The sequence below is a fragment of the Enterococcus sp. DIV1328a genome (assembly GCF_050536905.1).
GTDB classification, from domain to species: domain Bacteria; phylum Bacillota; class Bacilli; order Lactobacillales; family Enterococcaceae; genus Enterococcus; species Enterococcus faecalis.
In genome coordinates, this window is sequence record NZ_CP172912.1 from 2407519 (window position 1) to 2426227 (window position 18709).

Genomic DNA, 18709 nt, shown 5'->3' on the forward strand with positions numbered 1-18709 from the left:
AGCTATGACAGCATATTCAATCGGCGAAATATCAAAAATGTTTAACATTCCAGTTTCAACTCTCCGCTATTATGATAAAGAAGGATTATTTCCTGAAATAACGCGTGTTTCCGGTATTCGAAAATTTTCTAATAACGAAATTGAAGCTTTAAGAGTGATTGAGTGTTTGAAGAAATCTGGATTAGAAATTAAAGATATTAAACAATTTATGAAATGGACAAAATTAGGGTCAGAAACTTTCAAAATTCGAAAAGAACTATTTGAACGACAAAAAGTAAGCGTAGAAAAAGAATTGCGACAAATGGAAAAAGTTCTTGATATGATTAAATTTAAATGCTGGTACTACGATGAAGTCCTTAAGCAAGGGAACGAGGTGGCTGTTAAATCAAAAATTCCAAATAACTTACCAAAAGAAATAAAACTTTATTACGAAAACTCTCATTAATTTGAAACGATTGTACATTTAATGAGTTAATCTAAACAAAAAACAAACGTTATTTAAATTAGTAGAGTAGATTTGTCACCAGCACTTTAATTTTCATAGACTACACTATTTAACTAAGTTCAAAAAGCAACAACTGCTAGCAGCAGAGCTAACAATCGTTGCTTTTTGAACTTATTTACTATACAAACAAAAACATTAAAAACCAGTATTATCTATACTTTCCAAAAAAACTACTATACAAAAACATAATTATTTTATATTTACTATAATTTAAACTACAGTCTGTAGCTTATTATAATTCATTCTTTTATCGTACAACATTAAATATTCTAAAATGATGACACTACTTCTTACAGTTATATTTCAAAAACCTTGCTAACTGATTTTAATACTACTTCATCTTCTTCATGAGTAGTTAAAATAATACCCTTATCTTCTGATATCTTAATATCTATAATCTTATATAACATTTTTTTTCTTTTCTTATCTACAAAAGCAAACGGTTCATCTAAAATATACCATTCTCTTTCTAAAGACATCAAAATAAGAGCATAAAGGAACTTTTTTTCCCCTCCTGAAAGCATTCCCCATTGTTTTTTAAGCAACTTATCAATATCTTCACGCTTAAGAATTTTATCGCTTAATTGATAAAAAGATTGAATACTTTTTTTTCCGTCCAAACCATAACTAAATTTCAGAAAGTCCATTCCTGATAAACGATCAGAAAAATATATGTTTTGATTAATATATATGATACTTTCATTTCCTTTAATTACAGTTCTTTTTGCCTTTTTTACTCCTGAAATGTAATCTAATAGTAAGGTTTTTCCGTTACCATTATCACCAGTAAATAAATTATACTCTTTTAAAATATTCATACTTATTTTTTTATCTACATAAGGAATATTTAAATCCTTTATTTCGATCATAGCTTTACCTTCTTTCATTTGAAATCGGTTCAAATTTAACTATAGAATACATACTAATAAAAACTAAAAATATTGAAAAAGTAACATATTTGAAGACATCCATATTTTTATGTTCAATTAAAACATTAGATAAAATTGACAGAGGGTTATATTTATTTAACTCTATATTCGTATTTAACAATATAAATAAACCAAAAATTAGCATTGTAAATATTGAATTTATAGTATTAGCATGCACTTTTTTTATTAGAGTTAAATTGTAACTAAAAAATGCAACTGGTAAACACGCTATAATAGTAATAAAGCTATATAAAAAAAGACGGAGAAACGATAATGGTAGTAAAATAACCACAATTAAATTAAGTAAGTTTACACTGATAAAGCTAAACATAATTTGCGTCAATAGATTGCCTAAAAAAAATGCCCAAGGTGAATTATTTATTGAAAAAATTGTTTTTAAGCTTCCATATTCCTTTAATTGTAATGCGTAAACTCCTACTCCATAAACATAGGAACAAACAACAATATATACCCACCAATATGCCAATTCCCATTCATTTGTTACACTTCTATAATTCATAAAAAAAGTAATTACAGGTAAGGCTATTGACCACAATAAAGGAATTTTATCTTTCAGTAACATTTTAATATTAAACAATGCATATGATTTAACTGAGATAAACATTTTCACTCCTCCTTACGGAAATGGTAACAGTTCTGAAAAATTTTTTCTTTTTAATTTTAATATATTCTCTACATTTAATATTATTTCTTTCGAAAAATTTCTTGGTGCCATGTTGGGGAACCACTTTGGGTCAAATACCTTCACTACTTTCACATTCTTAGCATGATTATTTTCAAACATTGTAATATACGGATACATATTAAGAGAATTACTTATATTTTTGATAGTAAATGTATGACTAACTTTTTCTATTTTCTCTTCATTATTCAGAATAATAAATTCACTACCTTCAAGATATGCATATAAATCTTTAACTTCTTTCGAGCTCAATCTATCAAAATAGTCATGATAAATGTCCTTATTGTCAATTACTAATCCAGAGCCTTGACTAACTTTTCCTTCTTTATATTTTGAATGCGATGTAGCAAAATATTGTAATATTTCTTTTTGTGATTTTATTACTGCTTTTCTTGCTGATTGACTAGTTCCCAAACCCACTGCTTTGTATTTTTCACCATACCCAACGGCAAGTACCACGTAAAGGTTCTTACTTAAAGATATATTATAATATTTGACATTGTCTAAATAATTAGTCAAATATCTGTCTATTTTTTTTATTTCTTCTATCTTATCTATATTTAATTGCTGAGCCTTAGTATGAAACAAGAAGTTAGTAATATAGCTCTGTCTTTCAAAGAATTCTTTATACGCTGTCCATATTAATGGCTTTGATTTTTTATGCGAGGCCATACCAGAAGAATCAACAAAACTATTCTTAAACAAAATCATATCAAGATTAACTTGTTTAATGCTTCCATCAATTAAATTCGTAGCAATAACCGTATGCTCTTTTGGTGAATTTTCGTTGATGAGTGTTTCTCGCTCCAAATACTCTCCTAAAGTTGAAAGAATATGCTGCCTTTTATTCTTTAAATCAACCTCATAGGCTTTGATAGGTCTTTTAGAATATTTTTCTATATATACGTTATAGTGATGTGACATAAATAAATCCTCATTTAAAACAAAATTCACCTTATTTCTTAAAAAACCTTTCAAAAGTATTCTCCTTTCTATCATTGGATAGGACAATCAATAGAATAATCAATTAAATATCTCTTAATAATCTCTTTATCTTTTTGTCTTTCAATGTTTATCTTAATTGGTACAGAATTTAGTAACTGTTTGGATATACATTTTATTGTTTTAACTCCTCTATTTATGTCATCTCCAATTACGGATATCTCAACATGGTTAATCCAATCAGCAGTTTCAATGTATTTCGTAGCTTGTATAGAATCTTTTGTAATAACTTTGTATGTTTCATCCATAAACTTTACTTTTTTTAAAATTTGTTTATGCAATTTATCAGAAAATTTATTTGCTTTTGCTAAGGGATTATTAAAAGTTTGCCACTCTATTCCCTTAGCTTCTTTCAAGGCCAAAATTAGAGATTGTTCCATAGTAATACTACAACATACACCTGAGGTTAGTAATTTCCCTTCTAAAAACCCCATCACGATCACTGTTGAATAATTACTAAGTTCACGAACTACATAAATTTTAAACATATTTGAAATAAAATTATAATCATTAATTAAGTCATGAATTTCTTTATCTTGTTTTAACTTTTCCCCTTTCAAACCATACCAAAAACAAAATACTTCATTTTTCTCAATCAATTCTGTTAGTGCCTTTTGGATTATTACTTCTGAAAGTTTTCCAGATGAAGTTCCTGTCGTATCATTAAATCCAAACTCATGATTTCCATATCCAAATTCTGAATATTTTCTGCTACTTACAATATTTTTTTCTAAATTTACAGAAGAAATAGTTTTATTTGTACTTAATGGTATCCCTAAGAAAAGTCTTTCTAAATATTCATTATAACTTTTAATAAGTGATAACTGTTTATTTTCGTCAACTGAGAAAGCACTACCTGCTGTCGTTCCTTGCTTAATCTTGACACGTGAAAAATTCACATATCCAATATTTATATTTGATAAAAACATATCACTTTTCACACCGTAGGAACTTTTATTCGTGAATATCATTAGTTAACACCTCTAAAATTAAAGCTTCCATTAACAAACATTTTCTCAAGTTTATACCTAATCCATTTGTCAGTTGTTGCTCTGGTACTAGCATTTCGTTTATTATTATGTTTTTTTCTTTACTAATCGCTAATTGACTGCTTTTAGAAACATAACCAATTTCTTTTATACCATTTGTGTACGCCTTTTTTTTATATAAACAAATTGCATCCTCTATGTTTAAAAAAAAAGCTAATACCAGTTTATCATTTACTATTTCTCTAATCTTAGTTACATCAGTTTCATATAGAATCAAAAAATTATTTTTAAAATCAAAAGAATAACAACCAGTATTTACATTCCCTATTTTTTTTGTTATGGCTAGTATTGGCATACTAACTTTATATATAAAGGAAGCATAATTTTTTTGTAAATCACTAACTAACGTTTTTATAAAGACAGGTAACTCATCAAAAGGATATACCGCTAACCTAATATCCGAGTATTTCACATTATAAAGACCTAAAACATCGCTCAATTCATCTAAATTATTCTCTTCTACTTGTTTATTCACTACCCTTTGTTGATATTTTAACGTATCAATTAAATATGCTTCATCTAATAGTACATTCTTATATTCATTCCAATAATAATCACTCATAGCAATCACAATACCCCCAATGATAAGCAATATCTTTTGTAACTAAATGATTATTTAAATCAATAGATAAAACTTCATCTAAGTCACATTTCATTAAATCGCTATCCAAATTCCTCATTATGGTATAAACTATCGTAAAATAATCATCCTTTTGCAACGGGTATTCTATAGCAAAATTTTGTGATTTTGTATAAAGTAAATCTATAATTGTCTGAAAATTAGCTGTATCAGAAGTTATTTCTCCTCTTAATTGGCTTTCTAGTTCAGAAAAAAAACATATTGGACATGGATTGTACCATTCCCTTTTATAGAAATTCGAAAAATAAATATGATGATTATAGCTAAAAATTATTTTAATGACTACATTCTTTTCCTTGGCTATATTTACAATATTTTCATATTCTTTAAAATTGAAAGCCTTTAAAAATACTATAAGCAATTTACCATCCATATTTTTAGATTCTAAGTGGGAAATACTGCTCTGATGACTAATTGTAAATTTTTCGGAAAACACGTAATCGAATAATTCAGAAAATTCAGAATCATCGGTATATACCAAAACCTCATTAACCTTATTATTTTCTATATCTAGCTTTTTAATTAATTTATTTTCTTCTAAAAAGACCAGTACATTATTAATCATGTTGCTCCTAAAATAATTGGATAATAGAGATTCCTCAAAATTTATTACTTCATTTTTTTCTAAATCTTTTAACATTCTAACTAAATTTTTATTAGTAATAATTATCGAAGATAGTTTTGTTTGAAAGAATGTTTCTTTTTCACTAAGATCATGCCATATAAAAGGGTTTACTTTATACATTTTTTCACTCCTTTTTACTTGAGTATGTAAAGAGGTAAGTGCGTCCACTTACCTTATGAAGTTTCTATTCTTCTAATCCTGTGGCACCCCCACAACAACAGCAGCAACAACAACAACAGCCACCGCCACCGCCGCCTCCACCACCGCCTCCACCTTTAGAGACAGTAATGTTCTCAACGACAGAACCATACCCAAACCCATATAATTCAGTCTCTTCATTAATTGCATTTGGGGTTTTTTGCGACACTAAAACTTCTTCAATATTCATTTTAATACACCTCCGTTATAATTTTATCAATATTGATGAAATTATTTTACCACTATCCAATCAATTTTCAAGCAAAAACTCATCTTATTCTAATTAAAAAACGTATTTTTATACTGAAAAATCTAAAAATCTTTGATTAGACAACAAAAACAAAAAAATTAATAACAAAACAACTATCATTAATTTTTCTATTTTTATATCAATGAAAATTCTAACAAAAATAATTTTTAAAATATTTATTTTATCACATTAAAATTATAATATACAATGCATATTCGCATATTTTCGGATTTTACCTCTTTAATAACAATTGTGAATACCTAGTTTTATGAATTGATACTTACTATAAGGAAAGCATATTGTTTAATAACAAAACATATTTAAGTATTTAAAAAGCAACAACCGCTAACACAAGAGCTAACAATCATTGCTTTTTGAACTTATTTACTGTACGAAAAAAGACATTAAAAACCAGTATTCTCAATACATTTCAGCAGAAACTACTACCTGAAATCATAATTTCTGTATATTTCACTCAATTAATTCCTCTCTGTTCCTGTATCTTCACAGGTCAATGTCTTTGCAAATTATACATCAAATAAGGGGCGTTTTTCTAGTGCTTAGTCGAAAAAAATAGTTGATTCATAAGTTCATTGTCTTATGAATCAACTATTTGATAACTTTCTCTCTTGCTTATTGCGCATTCAGGATCCACATGAATCCGACAAAAACAAAGAACAAGCCATACATAATTGGCGAAACTTCTTTCCCGCGTTTTGCCGCAATCATTGTAATTGGATAGAAGATAAAGCCTAAGGCAATCCCATCTGAAATGCTGTATGTCAATGGCATTCCTAACAAGATTAAGAAGGAAGGAATCGCAATTTCCATCTCGTTCCATTTAATTTTGCTTAAGGATTGTGCCATCAAAACACCAACAATAATCAACGCTGGTGCTGTAACTTGCGAAGTGACAACTGCTAACAAAGGAGAAAATAGCAAGCTGAAAATAAATAAAATCCCGGTTGTAATAGCTGTGATTCCTGAACGACCACCCACAGCAATCCCCGCAGATGATTCAACATATGCACCAACTGGCGATGTCCCTAGTAGAGAACCAGCTAACATCGCTGTTGAATCAGCGGCTAAAGCTTTCCCCACACGCGGCATTTTATTGTCCTTCATAAAACCTGCTTGATTGGCTAAGCCCACCAACGTACCAGCCGTATCAAAGAATGTTACTAATAGGAACGTTAAAACCACGACCCACATTTGAATCGTATTGATATCTTTCACATGTCCTAATGCCACTAAAAATGTTGGTTCTAAACTTGGCGCGCTTGAAATAATCTTATCAGGCATTGGAATAACCCCTGTCGCTAAACCAACAATCGTTGAAATCGCCATTCCAATAAAAATACCACCTGGTACTCGACGAACTAACAAAATTGCAGTTACGACTAAGCCGACAATGGTGACCCACGTTGAACCAACATTCAAAGGTCCTAAGCCAACAAGTGTCGCATCATTAGCCACAATTAAGCCACCTTGGCTTAAACCAAGAAAAGCAATAAACAACCCGATTCCACCTGAAATAGCAAATTTCAAGTCTGCAGGAATTGCATCAATAATTAGCTCGCGTAATTTAAAAATTGTAATTAAAATAAATATCAATGAAGCCACAAAAACGCCTGCTAATGTCGTTTGCCAAGGAATCCCCATACCAACAGAGACTGAATAAGCAAAGAATGCATTAATTCCTAAAGCTGGTGCTGTCGCAATCGGATATTTCGCCAACACACCCATTAAAATACAACCTAAGGCACTCGCTAAAGCGGTGGCAGTAAAAACAGCGCCTTCGTCCATGCCAGAAGCACCAAGTACGGTTGGATTAACGAACAAAATATACGCCATTGAGATAAATGTGGTGAAACCAGCTAACATTTCTCGTTTCATATTCGTATTCAATTGTTCAAGTTCAAAATATGAACTTATTTTTTCTTTCATGTTCCGTCCTCCTAAAATCTAAATATTTTACAATGTTCGTAAAATATTCAATTTATTAATGAAACAACGTGTTTAATCATATAATAAACCAACAAATAAGTAAATATCAAATTCTAAATTCTGTAAAAAACGAACAATCACGATTAAAAAAAGTATTCCTTTCTAGGAATACTTTTTAAATTAAATCGTTTGTGTGGTCGGGCGAACAACCATTTCACTGATTGACATACGATCTGGCGTGTCTATGGCAAAGACCACTGCTTGCGCAATGTCTTCCGCCTTTAAGCCCCAACTTAACTGTTCTAGATGTAACGTTTCAGCTACTACTCGATTAGAAATTGTTTGATAAAGTTCTGTTTGTACAGCACCTGGTGAAATAATCGTTGATTTAATGTTATTCTCTCTTTGTTCTTGTCGCAATCCTTCCATAATTGCTCGAACAGCAAACTTTGTTCCACAGTAGACAGCCGAATCTGGATAAACGACATGTCCTGCCACAGAATCAGTAGCAATAATCTGCCCTGATTTTTGTTCAACCATAATTGGAAGAACTGCCGCAATGCCATTTAAAACACCCATAATATTAATATCTAGCATTTGACGCCATTCTCCTTTTGGTGCTTCAATAAGAGGCGCCGTTGGCATAACTCCTGCATTGTTAAAAAGAACATCAATTCGTCCATATTTTTCCATTGTAAGCTTGATTACACGCTGAACTTCCTCTTCTTTCGTTACATCTGCTTGTTGCACGAGAATCGTTGCTTCAGGAAGTTCTTTTTTTATAGCAATTAAACGTTCTTGTCGACGTGCTGCAATGACTAACTTCGCTCCTTTTCTGGCAAGTAAACGGGCTGTTGCCTCACCGATGCCACTGGAAGCGCCCATGATAACAATAACTTTTTCTGATAATGATTTCATTATATTTCCTCCTTATCTTCCTGAATCCAACGAATAATTTTAGCTGGTGTTCCTGCAACAATAGCGTTAGCTGGCACATCTTTAGTTACAGTCGCATTAGCTGCTACGATAGCATTTTCACCAATCGTAATACCTGGTAAAACAGTGACACCCGCGCCTAACCACGCAAATTTTTTAATGGTAATTGGTGCTAGCAATACGCCTCGCCGTTTCATTGGCATTTCCGGATGATTGACACTTAAGAGATTAACGCGCGGACCAATTAAAACATTGTCTTCAATTATAATGCCCCCTAAATCAACAAACATAGCTGCCCGATTAATAAAAATATTTTTACCAAAATGTATATTGCGTCCAAAATCTGTATAAAAAGGCAATAAAATCGTAACGGTTTCGTCAATTTTGTCTTGGATAATCGTGGCAAGAAGATTCCTTACTTCATTATGTGTATAGGCTTGTTGATTTAATTCTATTAAATAGCGACTATTTTCCTCTTGAATCTGATGAATAAGTTGAAATAGTGGTTCATCTTTATCAATGCTACCTGTTGCAATTAGTTCTTGGAGATTTTTTGTAAGCATTCCTAATCGCCTCCTTTTGCTAAATTTATCGTAATACGTGACAACTCCTCTGTCTAATACTTATAATAAATAGATAAGTATGCGTTTTAGTTATAGGAGGGAAAGTAATGGAATTACGAGTGATTCACTATTTCTTAGCAGTGGTCCAAGAAAAAACGATTAGTGGCGCAGCCAAACAATTGCATGTATCACAACCAACATTATCTAAGCAATTAAAAGAATTAGAGGAAGAATTAGGCGTGACATTATTTATACGAGGAAATCGACAAATACAATTAACACCTGAAGGAGAATATTTAGCTAAACAAGGGCAAGATATTTTAAGCTTAGCGAATAAAACAGTCACCAACTTGTCGCAAAATGAATTCATTAATGGCGAAATCACGATTGGTGGCGGCGAAACAAAAGCTATGTCTTTTTTAGCGAATGCACTACAACAAATAACAAGCCATCACTCAGCTGATATTCACCTTCATTTATACAGTGGGAATGCAGATGATGTAATAGAACGGCTAGACAAAGGATTATTAGATTTTGGTTTAATTATTGAGCCTGCACCTAAACAAAAATATAGCTATTTAACATTACCAATTGTAGATACATGGGGCTTAATTACTGTAAAGGACCATCCCTTAGCCACTAAAAATGTTATTACTGCAGCCGATTTAAAAGAAGAACCTTTATTTATTTCTCGACAAGCACAAGTTCCGAGCCAACTCTCTGATTGGCTCGAAGCAAGTCTAGATCAGTTCCGAATCGTTGGGACCTACAACTTACTTTACAACGCTTCACTGATGGTAGAAGCTGGGCTAGGTAGCGCCCTAAGCATTGATGGTATTCTAGAAACAAAGCAAACAAATTTACGTTTTATCCCGCTATATCCTGCTTTAACAGCCAAAATTAGTTTAATTTGGCGCAAAAATACGGTTCTTTCCACAGCTGCTGCATTATTTTTAGAACAAATAAAAAAAAGTATTCAACGCCCTGAATAATAGGTCGTTGAATACTTTTTTAAATCATCACTGTGATCGTAGCTGCTGCCAAAATCAAAACTAAGCCGATAATCGTTACGGTCATTTCCTTGGCTGTTTTCTTTTGACCTAAGAACCAAATACCTGTCAACGTTGCAAGCACAACTGATGTTTGGGATAGAATAAAGCCCGTTGCCAAGCCGTTCATATCTGGCTGCGCTGAAATTAAATAAGTTAACGCTGCAAAGGCGAAGAAAAAGCCTGAAAAAATTTGTTTGTAAGAAACAGCTTCTATAAATGGCGATATTTCCCCACCCTTAATAGTGACAACTGCTGAGTAAATAACTGCGACAATTACCATGCCTATTGCTTGTGGTAAAAAGGCATGCATGCCATCAATTGCCGTCGCTTGGGGTGCTGCAGAGTACGCCCAATAGCCGATTTCACCAACGGCTAATAGAAGAACTGCTTTTTTCATAATCCCAGCACTCTCAGCGGACTCCGTTTCCGACCAGACCGTCATTTTGGCACCAATCATGATTAACACTAAGGCAAATGCGCCTAACAATTTGGCTGTCGCACCTGGCCAGTTTCCTAAGAAAAAGACACCCCAGAGAGAAGCACCTAAAAGTTGGAACGCGGTCGTTACTGGCATAGCACGTGATGACCCAATCATCGTGAAGCATTTAAACGTAATGATTTGCGCACAGGCCCAACCGACACCAGATAAAATTGAAAAGAATAAATCCATGCCCGTTGGAAAAGCTAAACCATTAATCATTGAAAAAATAGCGGCAAAAATTAATGTTCCTAAACTGGTCCCGAGAATTTGATTCACTGGACGACCACCAATTTTGGAAGCGATTGTTGGGAAAAGCCCCCAACCTAGAAGCGGTCCTAAACCGATTAATAATGCAGTCGCATTCATCTCTATTTCCCCTCTCTCGTTTAAAAGACAACGTTACTTTCTAATAAAATATTTGCGTAAGGGGTCATTTCCCCTGTCCGAATAAATGCATGGCAGTTGTTTAATTCTTGTTTCATTTCTGTATGAGGAATAAAACTGATGGGAGTTTCTGGTAAACGAGTTTTAATTGCTGTCAACATATCAGGATTTTCTGTTTTAATTTCTTCTGCTAAATAAATTCGTTGAACTGCCAATTCCTCAAGAACATTGTTTAAAACTTCCATAAAACTAGGGACACCATTGGTAACTGCTAAATCAATTTTTTCTGTAGTTCGAGGCACTGGCATGCCCGCATCACCAATACTTAATTTATCAAAATGACCCATTTGTGCGATAACGCGGGAAATATCTGAATTAATAACTTTTGTTTTTTTCATGTCGCTCGCTCCTTTTTATTTGTCTGCCAATTCGTGTTGATAAGGAATCGAAGGTTGGGCTCCAAAACGTTGAACAGTCAGTGAGGATGCCTTGTTTCCATAACGAATAGCTTCTTCCAAATTGCTAAAGTCTTTCTCTAATATACTACTTAATGCGCCAATAAAAGTATCGCCAGCAGCCGTTGTATCAACCGCTTTCACTTTAAAAGCAGGCACAATACCACTTCGTTCATTGACGTCATAAAAGGCTCCTTTACTACCTACTGTAATAATTACTGCTTCAATCCCTAATTGATGAAGTGCTTCTGCGGCTTTACGCATACTCGCTTCATCTGTGATTTTAATACCTGTTAAAATTTCGGTTTCTGTTTCATTTGGTACAATCATATCTGTCACGTTTAGTAATTCTTCAGGAACTTGTTCTAACGCAGGTGCGGGATTTAAAATCGTTTTGACGCCTGCTTTTTTAGCAATTTTAAACGCTGCAATCGTACTATCAATCGCACTTTCAAATTGGGCAATCACAAAATCACTTTTTTCAATAATTTCTTGATGTTCCTGTACTTGTTTTGGCGTAAAGGCGTTATTGGCTCCTGCGTAAATCATAATGCTATTTTCACCAGCGTTATCTACCATAATAAAGGCTTGGCCAGTAGCTGTTTTCTCTAAAGTGGTGACCCCAGTTAAATTAATTTCATCTTGACTCATTAAATCAGTCATCATAGCTCCAGCGCCATCATTTCCCACAGCACCAATAAAATATGTTTCTGCGCCTGAACGTTTCGCTGCAACTGCTTGGTTTGCTCCTTTACCACCACCCGCTGTAAAATGTTCAATGGCGTGAATTGTTTCGCCTGGTTTTGGCATTTCTTTGACTCTTAATGTTGTGTCTAAATTGATACTTCCGATAATTGTAACCGCGTTCATTTTCATCCACCTCAATAAAATTTATTTTTTCATTCTAATTAAAACGTTTTAGTAAAACGTTTTAATTCCACAACAAAAATATAGCACACCTTGAAAGCTATTTCAAGGGTGCTGTCGAAAATCGTTCAATCAGTTGGACAGGCAAGGTTTGCTCCTCCCAATCTTTTGCAGGCTGATGGATTCTTTCCAATAATAGAGTCGCCGTAGTTTGCCCCAATTGAAAAACAGGTTGAGCAATTGTTGTTAGCGGCGGCGAAACATACTCGCACATATCAACATTGTCATAACCAATAATACTATAATCCTCAGGAATTTTTTTGCCCGCTTCTGCTAATCCTCGATATAAACCAAAAGCAATTTCATCATTGATAGCAAAAATTCCGGTGCTCTCTGTTTTTAAAATTTCGGGGACAGCTTGGTAGCCGCCAGTTTTTGATAATTCTGTTTCGATTAACTGGACCTTTTCCGTATAAACAGAACAAAAACCTTTTAACCGTTGCTGAATATTGACTGGCGCATGTGGTGGCATTACCACGACGACCTGTTTATGTCGTTGCTCTTGTAAATGCTTTGCTGCTAGTTGCCCACCTCTATAATCGTCTGTCAAAACAGCATCGCTAAAGCCTTCTGCTTTTTTTTGGTCAAGTACAATAAACGGAATCTTTTTCGCACGTAGCGTTTCATTAATCGTTTGATTGGAAATTTCAGAACTTGCAATCACAAAACCATCGACACTGCGACGAATCAACTCTGTTAAATATTCATGTTCTCTTGTAACATCTTGGTCCGCATTGCATAACATCAGTATAAAATTTTCTTTGTATAAAACACTTTCAATTCCTCGAATCAATTGCGCAAAAAATGGGTTGGTAATATCAGGTACGATTACGCCAATCGTCTTACTTTTTTTCATCACCATACGCTGCGCAAAATAGTCGGGTTGATAGTTTAATCGCTCTTTTGCAGCTAATACTTTTTCGACCGTTTTCCCACTAAACCGTGCCCCATTCCCGTTTAAAATTTGTGAAACGGTAGTAATAGAGACACCTGAGTCATTGGCAACATCTTTAATTGTAACCTTTTTATTTGTCATCCTACTTCTCTCCTTGCCGTGAACGCGCCCATTCACCGGACCTCTTAATCTCATTTAATTTACTACAATCATTTACTTTACGCAACCACAAATAAATACGTACATTCGTTTAAACCGTCCTTTCATCCCTTCAACAAATTTCGTTGTTCTACTTTTAAAATGTTATACTGTAGAAAAAATGATTTACTTTTTGCTGAATGGAGGGCCTTAATTGAAAAAGAAATCGATTGGTTTGTTGTTAGCTAGCGCATATTTGTTCCACGCACGTTCTCGTCAAAAATCCTTAAAAGCCTGTCTTTTTGAAGATTCTTTACGTCTTTCCCAAATTGCTCGCCTTGAACGAAATCCGAAAGTCACCAAGGCTTTTTATCATTGGCAACGATCATTAAATGAACAAGTAACTTTGCCAAAACATTTACGTCATCTTTTTCCTCTTCAAGAAATGACTCAATTTCCTACGATGTATCGCATGTCAAACTCCGTTATTGCACCTACCAAGAAAGCTGTACTGTACCTGCATGGTGGGGGCTTTACATTGAATCTCGCCTATAGCCAATTAGACTTTAGTTATAAACTAATTGAAGATCTCTCTTTTGCAACAGATTATTTTATCCCTGTATATCCATTAGCACCAAATAAGTCTTTTGCTGATATTTATAATCATTGCTATGCTGCTTACCAAGAAATTTTACAGCATTATGATCCCGAAGATGTTATTTTATTAGGTGATTCTGCTGGTGGCACATTGGTTTTAAACGTATTGCAGAATTTAGCCACCGATTTCCCTGAACGCTTACCCAAAGCTGCTGTTTTAATTTCTCCTTGGTTAGATGGACATTTAGACATTCCTGTTGCCAAAAGTTATCAAAAAAAGGACAAAATGATTGGCATGAACTATTTACAATTAATTGCCCAAGAGATTGATGACACGGCTAATCACTCCACGCTTTCTTTAAATTGCTTGTCCTTTGATTATCAAAAATTTCCGCCACTTTTTTTCGTGGGCGGCACACATGAAGTTTTTTGCCCTTCCTATCACCAATTTTTAAAACAATTAGGGCCACGACCACAAGATACTTGCCGATTGGTGCCTGGCATGCAACACGTTTTCGCAATGAAACAATACTTGCCAGAAGGACGACAAGCGCGGAAACAAATTGCACAATTTATCCAAGAACAATGGTAAAAGGCAAATGGGACAGAAGTCAAAACGACTTCTGTCCCACTTGCCTTTTTAGAACAAAACACTTAGTTTTCTTCGGCGACTTTTTTCTCCCGCATAGTCAAAACAGCGCTAGCCAAAAGGACAACCACTACAAAAGCAATGATTCCTCCTACTAAAAGACTCGGACCTGCCTCACCTAATTTGCCTAAAAATAGGCCTGGGATTAAATAATCCGTATCCGCGAACGTTGAGGATGCTAACTGTAGATCACCCAAGACTGGTAAAATGAATAACGGTAACCAACTAATTAATAAGCCATTAAACGCAGCCCCTAAAATCGCTCCCCGACGTCCCCCTGTGGAATTTCCAAAAACGCCTGCCGCGGCACCACAGAAAAAGTGCCCGACAACGCCTGGTATAATCACGGTGGTATTCAGACCAACCATCGCTAACATTGAAATAGTTCCCACAATAAAGCTCACAAAGAACCCAATCAAGACAGCATTTGGCGCATAAGGAAAGATAATGGGAACATCAAGTGCTGGTTTAGAATTAGGCACTAATTTTTTAGCAATTCCTTGGAAAGCTGGCACAATTTCTCCTAAAACCATCCGCACACCCTGTAAAACCACTACGAAACCAGCCGTAAAGGTTCCTGCTTGAATTAATGAAAAGATGATCGCATTTTCGCCATTGCTTAACTCATGCTCGACATAGCCTGTCCCAGCCAGCAAAGCCAAAATCACATAGACAATCGACATCAAAATCATAATTGAGATGGTTGAGTCTCTTAAAAAACCAAAACTTTTAGGAATTTTAATATCTTCCGTTGACTTTTCTTTATTCCCAAAGACTTTTCCAATAAAGCCACTTGCCGCATAGCCGATATTCCCTGTATGACCCATTGCCACTTTATCATTTCCAGTAATTTGTTTCATAAAGGGCTGACAAAGAGCAGGTGTCACTGTTAATAAAGTTCCTTCAAATAAACCACCTAAAAGAATCATTGGCAAACTAACGCTAAAACCGGCCCCCACTAAAATAACGGCTGTCAAACACGAAACGTACATCATCGCTTGACCTGTCAAAAAGATATATTTAAAACGTGTAAAACGCGCCAACAGAATATTAACAACCATGCCTACCAACATAATCAGAGCAGTTGGTGTCCCATATTGTTGCAAGGCAATCGCTACAACTGCTTCATTACTAGGCACCACGCCTTGTGTATTTAACGCGGTTTGGAACATCTCCGCAAAGGGCGTTAACGAGTTCGCTAATAGCCCTGCGCCACCAATTAAAACTAAGAAGCCGACGAATGTTTTCAACGTTCCTTGAACAACATCAGAAAATTTCTTTTTCTGTAAAACTAATCCCAACAAAGCAATTAATGAAACCAGAATCGCTGGCTGGCTAACAATTGAAACAAATAAATTCAATAAAGTTTCCATGTTTTTCCTCCTTTTTATTGATGTGCAATGCCATTGTCATCTAAAACTTTCAAGACTTTCTCCTTCGTTTCATCGTAATCAATAATCGCATTTAAAGGAATGATTTTTTCATCAGGAATTGACCCTAAAGCATCTTGCAATGTTTTTTCGACAAAGAAGTAATCAGCCATATCGCCACTGGCACTCCCGACATCTGTGTGATCAATTTGAAAATTATCTGTATCAACACCGACTTCCTCTAAAATTTGTTGGATATTCATTTGCACCATAAAACTTGTTCCTAAACCACTTTGACAAACTGTAAAAATCTTCATCTTATTTCTCTCCTTCTTGGATAATTGATAGTATTTCTGGGACGGTTTCAGCCGCCACTAAGCGATGTAATGATTCTTTTTTTGATAGAATTTTTGTCAGACTAGATAAGGCCCGTAAATGTGTTTCGTTATCTGAAGCAGCTAAACAAATAAAAAGGTGAATTTCATGCTTAGGATCTTCTAATAAATCGACACTTTTTTGGATTTTTAGTAATGACATGCCTAACTGATTAACGCCATCTTCTGGTCGCGCATGAGGCAATGCTACGTCTGGACAGATATGGATAAATGGCCCAAACGATTCGACTTTTTGAATCATTGCATCAATGTACTTTTCCGTAATACTGCCATTTTTTAATAACGGCTTGGCAGCTTCTGTGATTCCCGCTCGCCAGTCTGCAACTTCAGGCAGGACTTGGACTGTTTCTGTTGTTAATAATTCCGATAACATTGGACGCAGATCCTCCTCTTTTTCTAAAATTTTGTTCATTTTACGATGTAAAACACGATATAACTGCGCTTCTGTGACTCCTTTTTTTAAGGAAATGTAAGGTTTTAACGCATCTAAAATATCTTTAACATCTGGCATGGAAATACCTGGCAATAGCCAATCTGATTGAACTTGGTGCATCAATTGATTTTTCTCCAAAGAGCTCATAATGGGCTTGGTAAGATAAACCTTTTTGGCTGTTTCAATAGGGACCGTTGAGAAAATGATGTCATAACTTTTTTCAGATACATTCTCTATTTCCCTCACCGCATTCGTTTCTTTAAATTCAATCATTGGAAATAGCCGACGCAATTCCGATTGCAAAATCAACGAAGAACTGATACCACTGGGACAAACAATTAGCGCTTTTAGCTTTTCTTGCCGCTGTTCATTTTTTTGCCCGAAAATTTCTCCACCAAATAATATGGTGAAAAAACCGATTTCCTCTGGCGGGATTGAACGTTTCGTTAATTTTTCTAAAGGAGCTAACGCTTGTTCACAAAGATGATAAAGCGACCGATACGATTGTCGAATATCCTTGATTAAAACATTCGGCAAGTAAAAGCCATAGTTAATCCGAAAATAAGCAGGAACCAGATGATAATACACATTCATGAGCAATTCACGAGGCTGTTCAAATTGAACAACGGCCAACAATTCCATTTTCCGAATAATTTCACCAGAAATATCTAATAAAAACTCTAACTTCGTATCTCGCAATTCTCCTTGCAAGGCTGTCATTAAACAAATCGTGAAAAAAAGACTCTCAGTTTCTGCATTCGCCACTGGCCCAACTAAATCACTTAAAATACGACGACTGACGGGATAAGCGCGTAAGGACTGAATTAACTGGTTCTCAGGCCAGACGACTGTTTCATATTTGCCTAATCTTTTTTGAGAAAAAGCAAGAAAGTAACTAATTTCATCCAATCTGCTGGGTACCAGTTGAAGCTGCGCTTCCTGGACGGCTAATTGAATGCCGTCACGCATTTTTGCGTATTGGCTCATTTGATGCTGACTGAGCCAGCAAAATAAAGCAAAGGTGCCCGACTTTTGTTGTAAGAGGCGGGCAAGCCAATTTTTCCCGAAACGACGAATCCGAAATTCATCTCCTTCTAGGTAAAACCCTCGTTTTCGTTCGTAGGATAAAGCAATATTTTCAGTTGCTAGTTGGTGTCGTACTTTTTTGATGTCAGCTAAAATAGTACCTTTCGAAACATCTAAAAAATTTTGGTAATGATACACCGATAGTTCTTCGATTTCTGAATAAGTGAGCAAAAAAATAAGTGCTTGTCTTTCTGTTTCGCTATAAATCACTTGACGTTGTTGAAAAAGTTGTTTTCCCCATTCATTTGCGGAAAGGTTTGGAATACTGACGGTATTCTGTTGAACTTCTCCGCCTATTGTCGAAAGTTGCGTCACTAATTCTCGTTGCGAAAGATCGGTTATTTGTTGAGCCAAAGAGAGCGCAATTTTTTGCCCTGCATACTCGTCAAGGAGATAACTTATTTTATAATTCACAGCTGTGTCCTCCTCCTGTAATTATCATATAATGATAGCGCTTTATTTTCTATCTAAGTTGGGTACAAATGTCTACTGTACTTTTT

General features: G+C 34.6%; 20 protein-coding genes. 3 read left to right on the forward strand and 17 right to left on the reverse strand.

What is annotated here, in order from left to right; all coding sequences use genetic code 11:
- Positions 1 to 4: 4 nt before the first annotated feature.
- A complete protein-coding gene (locus IGL93_RS11605; protein ID WP_002394295.1) occupies positions 5 to 445 on the forward strand; it encodes a MerR family transcriptional regulator in 441 nt (146 codons plus the stop codon).
- A 356-nt stretch (positions 446 to 801) separates the two neighbouring features.
- On the opposite strand, the gene IGL93_RS11610 is transcribed toward IGL93_RS11605, so the two are convergent.
- From IGL93_RS11610 to IGL93_RS11655, 10 genes are all read right to left on the reverse strand, one after another.
- Entirely contained in the window at positions 802 to 1392 is a 591-nt protein-coding gene (locus IGL93_RS11610; RefSeq protein ID WP_002394296.1) for an ATP-binding cassette domain-containing protein, read from the reverse strand.
- Positions 1379 to 2059: a hypothetical protein gene (locus tag IGL93_RS11615; protein WP_002365261.1), complete on the reverse strand. Its 681-nt coding sequence runs from the start codon at positions 2057 to 2059 to the stop codon at positions 1379 to 1381. The genes IGL93_RS11610 and IGL93_RS11615 overlap by 14 nt, the downstream gene beginning before the upstream one ends.
- Before the next feature lie 12 nt (positions 2060 to 2071).
- A complete protein-coding gene (locus IGL93_RS11620; RefSeq protein ID WP_010711509.1) occupies positions 2072 to 3115 on the reverse strand; it encodes a YcaO-like family protein in 1044 nt (347 codons plus the stop codon).
- A gap of 17 nt (positions 3116 to 3132) precedes the next feature.
- Complete coding sequence (locus IGL93_RS11625; protein ID WP_002399541.1) at positions 3133 to 4110, reverse strand: hypothetical protein; 978 nt, start codon at positions 4108 to 4110, stop codon at positions 3133 to 3135.
- Entirely contained in the window at positions 4094 to 4750 is a 657-nt protein-coding gene (locus tag IGL93_RS11630; RefSeq protein ID WP_002401933.1) for a hypothetical protein, read from the reverse strand. The genes IGL93_RS11625 and IGL93_RS11630 overlap by 17 nt, the downstream gene beginning before the upstream one ends.
- Positions 4743 to 5573: an McbB family protein gene (locus IGL93_RS11635; RefSeq protein WP_002365265.1), complete on the reverse strand. Its 831-nt coding sequence runs from the start codon at positions 5571 to 5573 to the stop codon at positions 4743 to 4745. Before IGL93_RS11635 ends, IGL93_RS11630 begins: the two co-directional genes overlap by 8 nt.
- Before the next feature lie 64 nt (positions 5574 to 5637).
- Positions 5638 to 5841 (reverse strand): hypothetical protein, encoded by a 204-nt coding sequence (locus tag IGL93_RS11640; RefSeq protein ID WP_284954708.1) that lies wholly within the window; start codon positions 5839 to 5841, stop codon positions 5638 to 5640.
- A gap of 693 nt (positions 5842 to 6534) precedes the next feature.
- The gene (locus IGL93_RS11645; RefSeq protein WP_002355107.1) at positions 6535 to 7848 is read right to left on the reverse strand and encodes an NCS2 family permease; all 1314 of its coding nucleotides are present in this window, start codon (positions 7846 to 7848) and stop codon (positions 6535 to 6537) included.
- A gap of 180 nt (positions 7849 to 8028) precedes the next feature.
- Positions 8029 to 8766, reverse strand: a complete 738-nt coding sequence (locus IGL93_RS11650) for an SDR family oxidoreductase (RefSeq protein ID WP_002359155.1) — start codon at positions 8764 to 8766, stop codon at positions 8029 to 8031.
- A complete protein-coding gene (locus IGL93_RS11655) occupies positions 8766 to 9347 on the reverse strand; it encodes a DapH/DapD/GlmU-related protein (RefSeq protein WP_002375707.1) in 582 nt (193 codons plus the stop codon). Before IGL93_RS11655 ends, IGL93_RS11650 begins: the two co-directional genes overlap by 1 nt.
- Positions 9348 to 9454: 107 nt before the next feature.
- On the opposite strand from IGL93_RS11655, the gene IGL93_RS11660 reads away from it, so the two are divergent.
- Positions 9455 to 10339 (forward strand): LysR family transcriptional regulator, encoded by an 885-nt coding sequence (locus tag IGL93_RS11660; protein WP_010776129.1) that lies wholly within the window; start codon positions 9455 to 9457, stop codon positions 10337 to 10339.
- Between the two features lie 19 nt (positions 10340 to 10358).
- Here IGL93_RS11660 and rbsU read toward each other — a convergent pair whose 3' ends face one another.
- The 4 genes from rbsU to rbsR all read right to left on the reverse strand — a co-directional run bounded on the left by rbsU (position 10359) and on the right by rbsR (position 13682).
- Positions 10359 to 11246, reverse strand: a complete 888-nt coding sequence (gene rbsU, locus IGL93_RS11665; protein ID WP_002414144.1) for a ribose/proton symporter RbsU — start codon at positions 11244 to 11246, stop codon at positions 10359 to 10361.
- A 20-nt stretch (positions 11247 to 11266) separates the two neighbouring features.
- Positions 11267 to 11662 (reverse strand): D-ribose pyranase, encoded by a 396-nt coding sequence (gene rbsD / locus IGL93_RS11670; RefSeq protein ID WP_002355102.1) that lies wholly within the window; start codon positions 11660 to 11662, stop codon positions 11267 to 11269.
- Between the two features lie 15 nt (positions 11663 to 11677).
- Positions 11678 to 12595 carry a ribokinase gene (gene rbsK, locus IGL93_RS11675; RefSeq protein WP_016616800.1) on the reverse strand — a complete coding sequence of 306 codons (918 nt, stop codon included), beginning with the start codon at positions 12593 to 12595 and terminating at the stop codon, positions 11678 to 11680.
- A gap of 91 nt (positions 12596 to 12686) precedes the next feature.
- Entirely contained in the window at positions 12687 to 13682 is a 996-nt protein-coding gene (gene rbsR / locus IGL93_RS11680; RefSeq protein ID WP_002370032.1) for a ribose utilization transcriptional repressor RbsR, read from the reverse strand.
- 211 nt (positions 13683 to 13893) lie between these two features.
- On the opposite strand from rbsR, the gene IGL93_RS11685 reads away from it, so the two are divergent.
- A complete protein-coding gene (locus tag IGL93_RS11685; RefSeq protein ID WP_002365272.1) occupies positions 13894 to 14868 on the forward strand; it encodes an alpha/beta hydrolase in 975 nt (324 codons plus the stop codon).
- A 62-nt stretch (positions 14869 to 14930) separates the two neighbouring features.
- On the opposite strand, the gene IGL93_RS11690 is transcribed toward IGL93_RS11685, so the two are convergent.
- The 3 genes from IGL93_RS11690 to IGL93_RS11700 are packed head-to-tail and all read right to left on the reverse strand — an operon-like array spanning position 14931 to position 18623.
- Complete coding sequence (locus IGL93_RS11690; protein WP_002355097.1) at positions 14931 to 16298, reverse strand: PTS ascorbate transporter subunit IIC; 1368 nt, start codon at positions 16296 to 16298, stop codon at positions 14931 to 14933.
- Positions 16299 to 16312: 14 nt separating this feature from the next.
- Entirely contained in the window at positions 16313 to 16612 is a 300-nt protein-coding gene (locus tag IGL93_RS11695; RefSeq protein WP_002355095.1) for a PTS sugar transporter subunit IIB, read from the reverse strand.
- Position 16613: 1 nt separating this feature from the next.
- On the reverse strand, positions 16614 to 18623 hold the full coding sequence (locus IGL93_RS11700; protein ID WP_010776130.1) for a BglG family transcription antiterminator: 2010 nt from the start codon (positions 18621 to 18623) through the stop codon (positions 16614 to 16616).
- Between the last annotated feature and the right edge of the window lie 86 nt (positions 18624 to 18709).

Bases quoted from the DNA above. Each gene is read 5' to 3' on its own strand.
- IGL93_RS11635 (WP_002365265.1), bottom strand. From the start codon at position 5,573: ATGTATAAAGTAAACCCTTTTATATGGCATGATCTTAGTGAAAAAGAA.
- rbsD (WP_002355102.1), bottom strand. From the start codon at position 11,662: ATGAAAAAAACAAAAGTTATTAATTCAGATATTTCCCGCGTTATCGCA.
- IGL93_RS11625 (WP_002399541.1), bottom strand. From the start codon at position 4,110: ATGATATTCACGAATAAAAGTTCCTACGGTGTGAAAAGTGATATGTTT.
- IGL93_RS11605 (WP_002394295.1), top strand. From the start codon at position 5: ATGACAGCATATTCAATCGGCGAAATATCAAAAATGTTTAACATTCCA.
- IGL93_RS11695 (WP_002355095.1), bottom strand. From the start codon at position 16,612: ATGAAGATTTTTACAGTTTGTCAAAGTGGTTTAGGAACAAGTTTTATG.
- IGL93_RS11640 (WP_284954708.1), bottom strand. From the start codon at position 5,841: ATGAATATTGAAGAAGTTTTAGTGTCGCAAAAAACCCCAAATGCAATT.
- rbsK (WP_016616800.1), bottom strand. From the start codon at position 12,595: ATGAAAATGAACGCGGTTACAATTATCGGAAGTATCAATTTAGACACA.
- IGL93_RS11630 (WP_002401933.1), bottom strand. From the start codon at position 4,750: ATGAGTGATTATTATTGGAATGAATATAAGAATGTACTATTAGATGAA.
- IGL93_RS11615 (WP_002365261.1), bottom strand. From the start codon at position 2,059: ATGTTTATCTCAGTTAAATCATATGCATTGTTTAATATTAAAATGTTA.
- IGL93_RS11690 (WP_002355097.1), bottom strand. From the start codon at position 16,298: ATGGAAACTTTATTGAATTTATTTGTTTCAATTGTTAGCCAGCCAGCG.
- IGL93_RS11645 (WP_002355107.1), bottom strand. From the start codon at position 7,848: ATGAAAGAAAAAATAAGTTCATATTTTGAACTTGAACAATTGAATACG.
- IGL93_RS11660 (WP_010776129.1), top strand. From the start codon at position 9,455: ATGGAATTACGAGTGATTCACTATTTCTTAGCAGTGGTCCAAGAAAAA.
- IGL93_RS11610 (WP_002394296.1), bottom strand. From the start codon at position 1,392: ATGAAAGAAGGTAAAGCTATGATCGAAATAAAGGATTTAAATATTCCT.
- IGL93_RS11655 (WP_002375707.1), bottom strand. From the start codon at position 9,347: ATGCTTACAAAAAATCTCCAAGAACTAATTGCAACAGGTAGCATTGAT.
- rbsR (WP_002370032.1), bottom strand. From the start codon at position 13,682: ATGACAAATAAAAAGGTTACAATTAAAGATGTTGCCAATGACTCAGGT.
- IGL93_RS11650 (WP_002359155.1), bottom strand. From the start codon at position 8,766: ATGAAATCATTATCAGAAAAAGTTATTGTTATCATGGGCGCTTCCAGT.
- rbsU (WP_002414144.1), bottom strand. From the start codon at position 11,246: ATGAATGCGACTGCATTATTAATCGGTTTAGGACCGCTTCTAGGTTGG.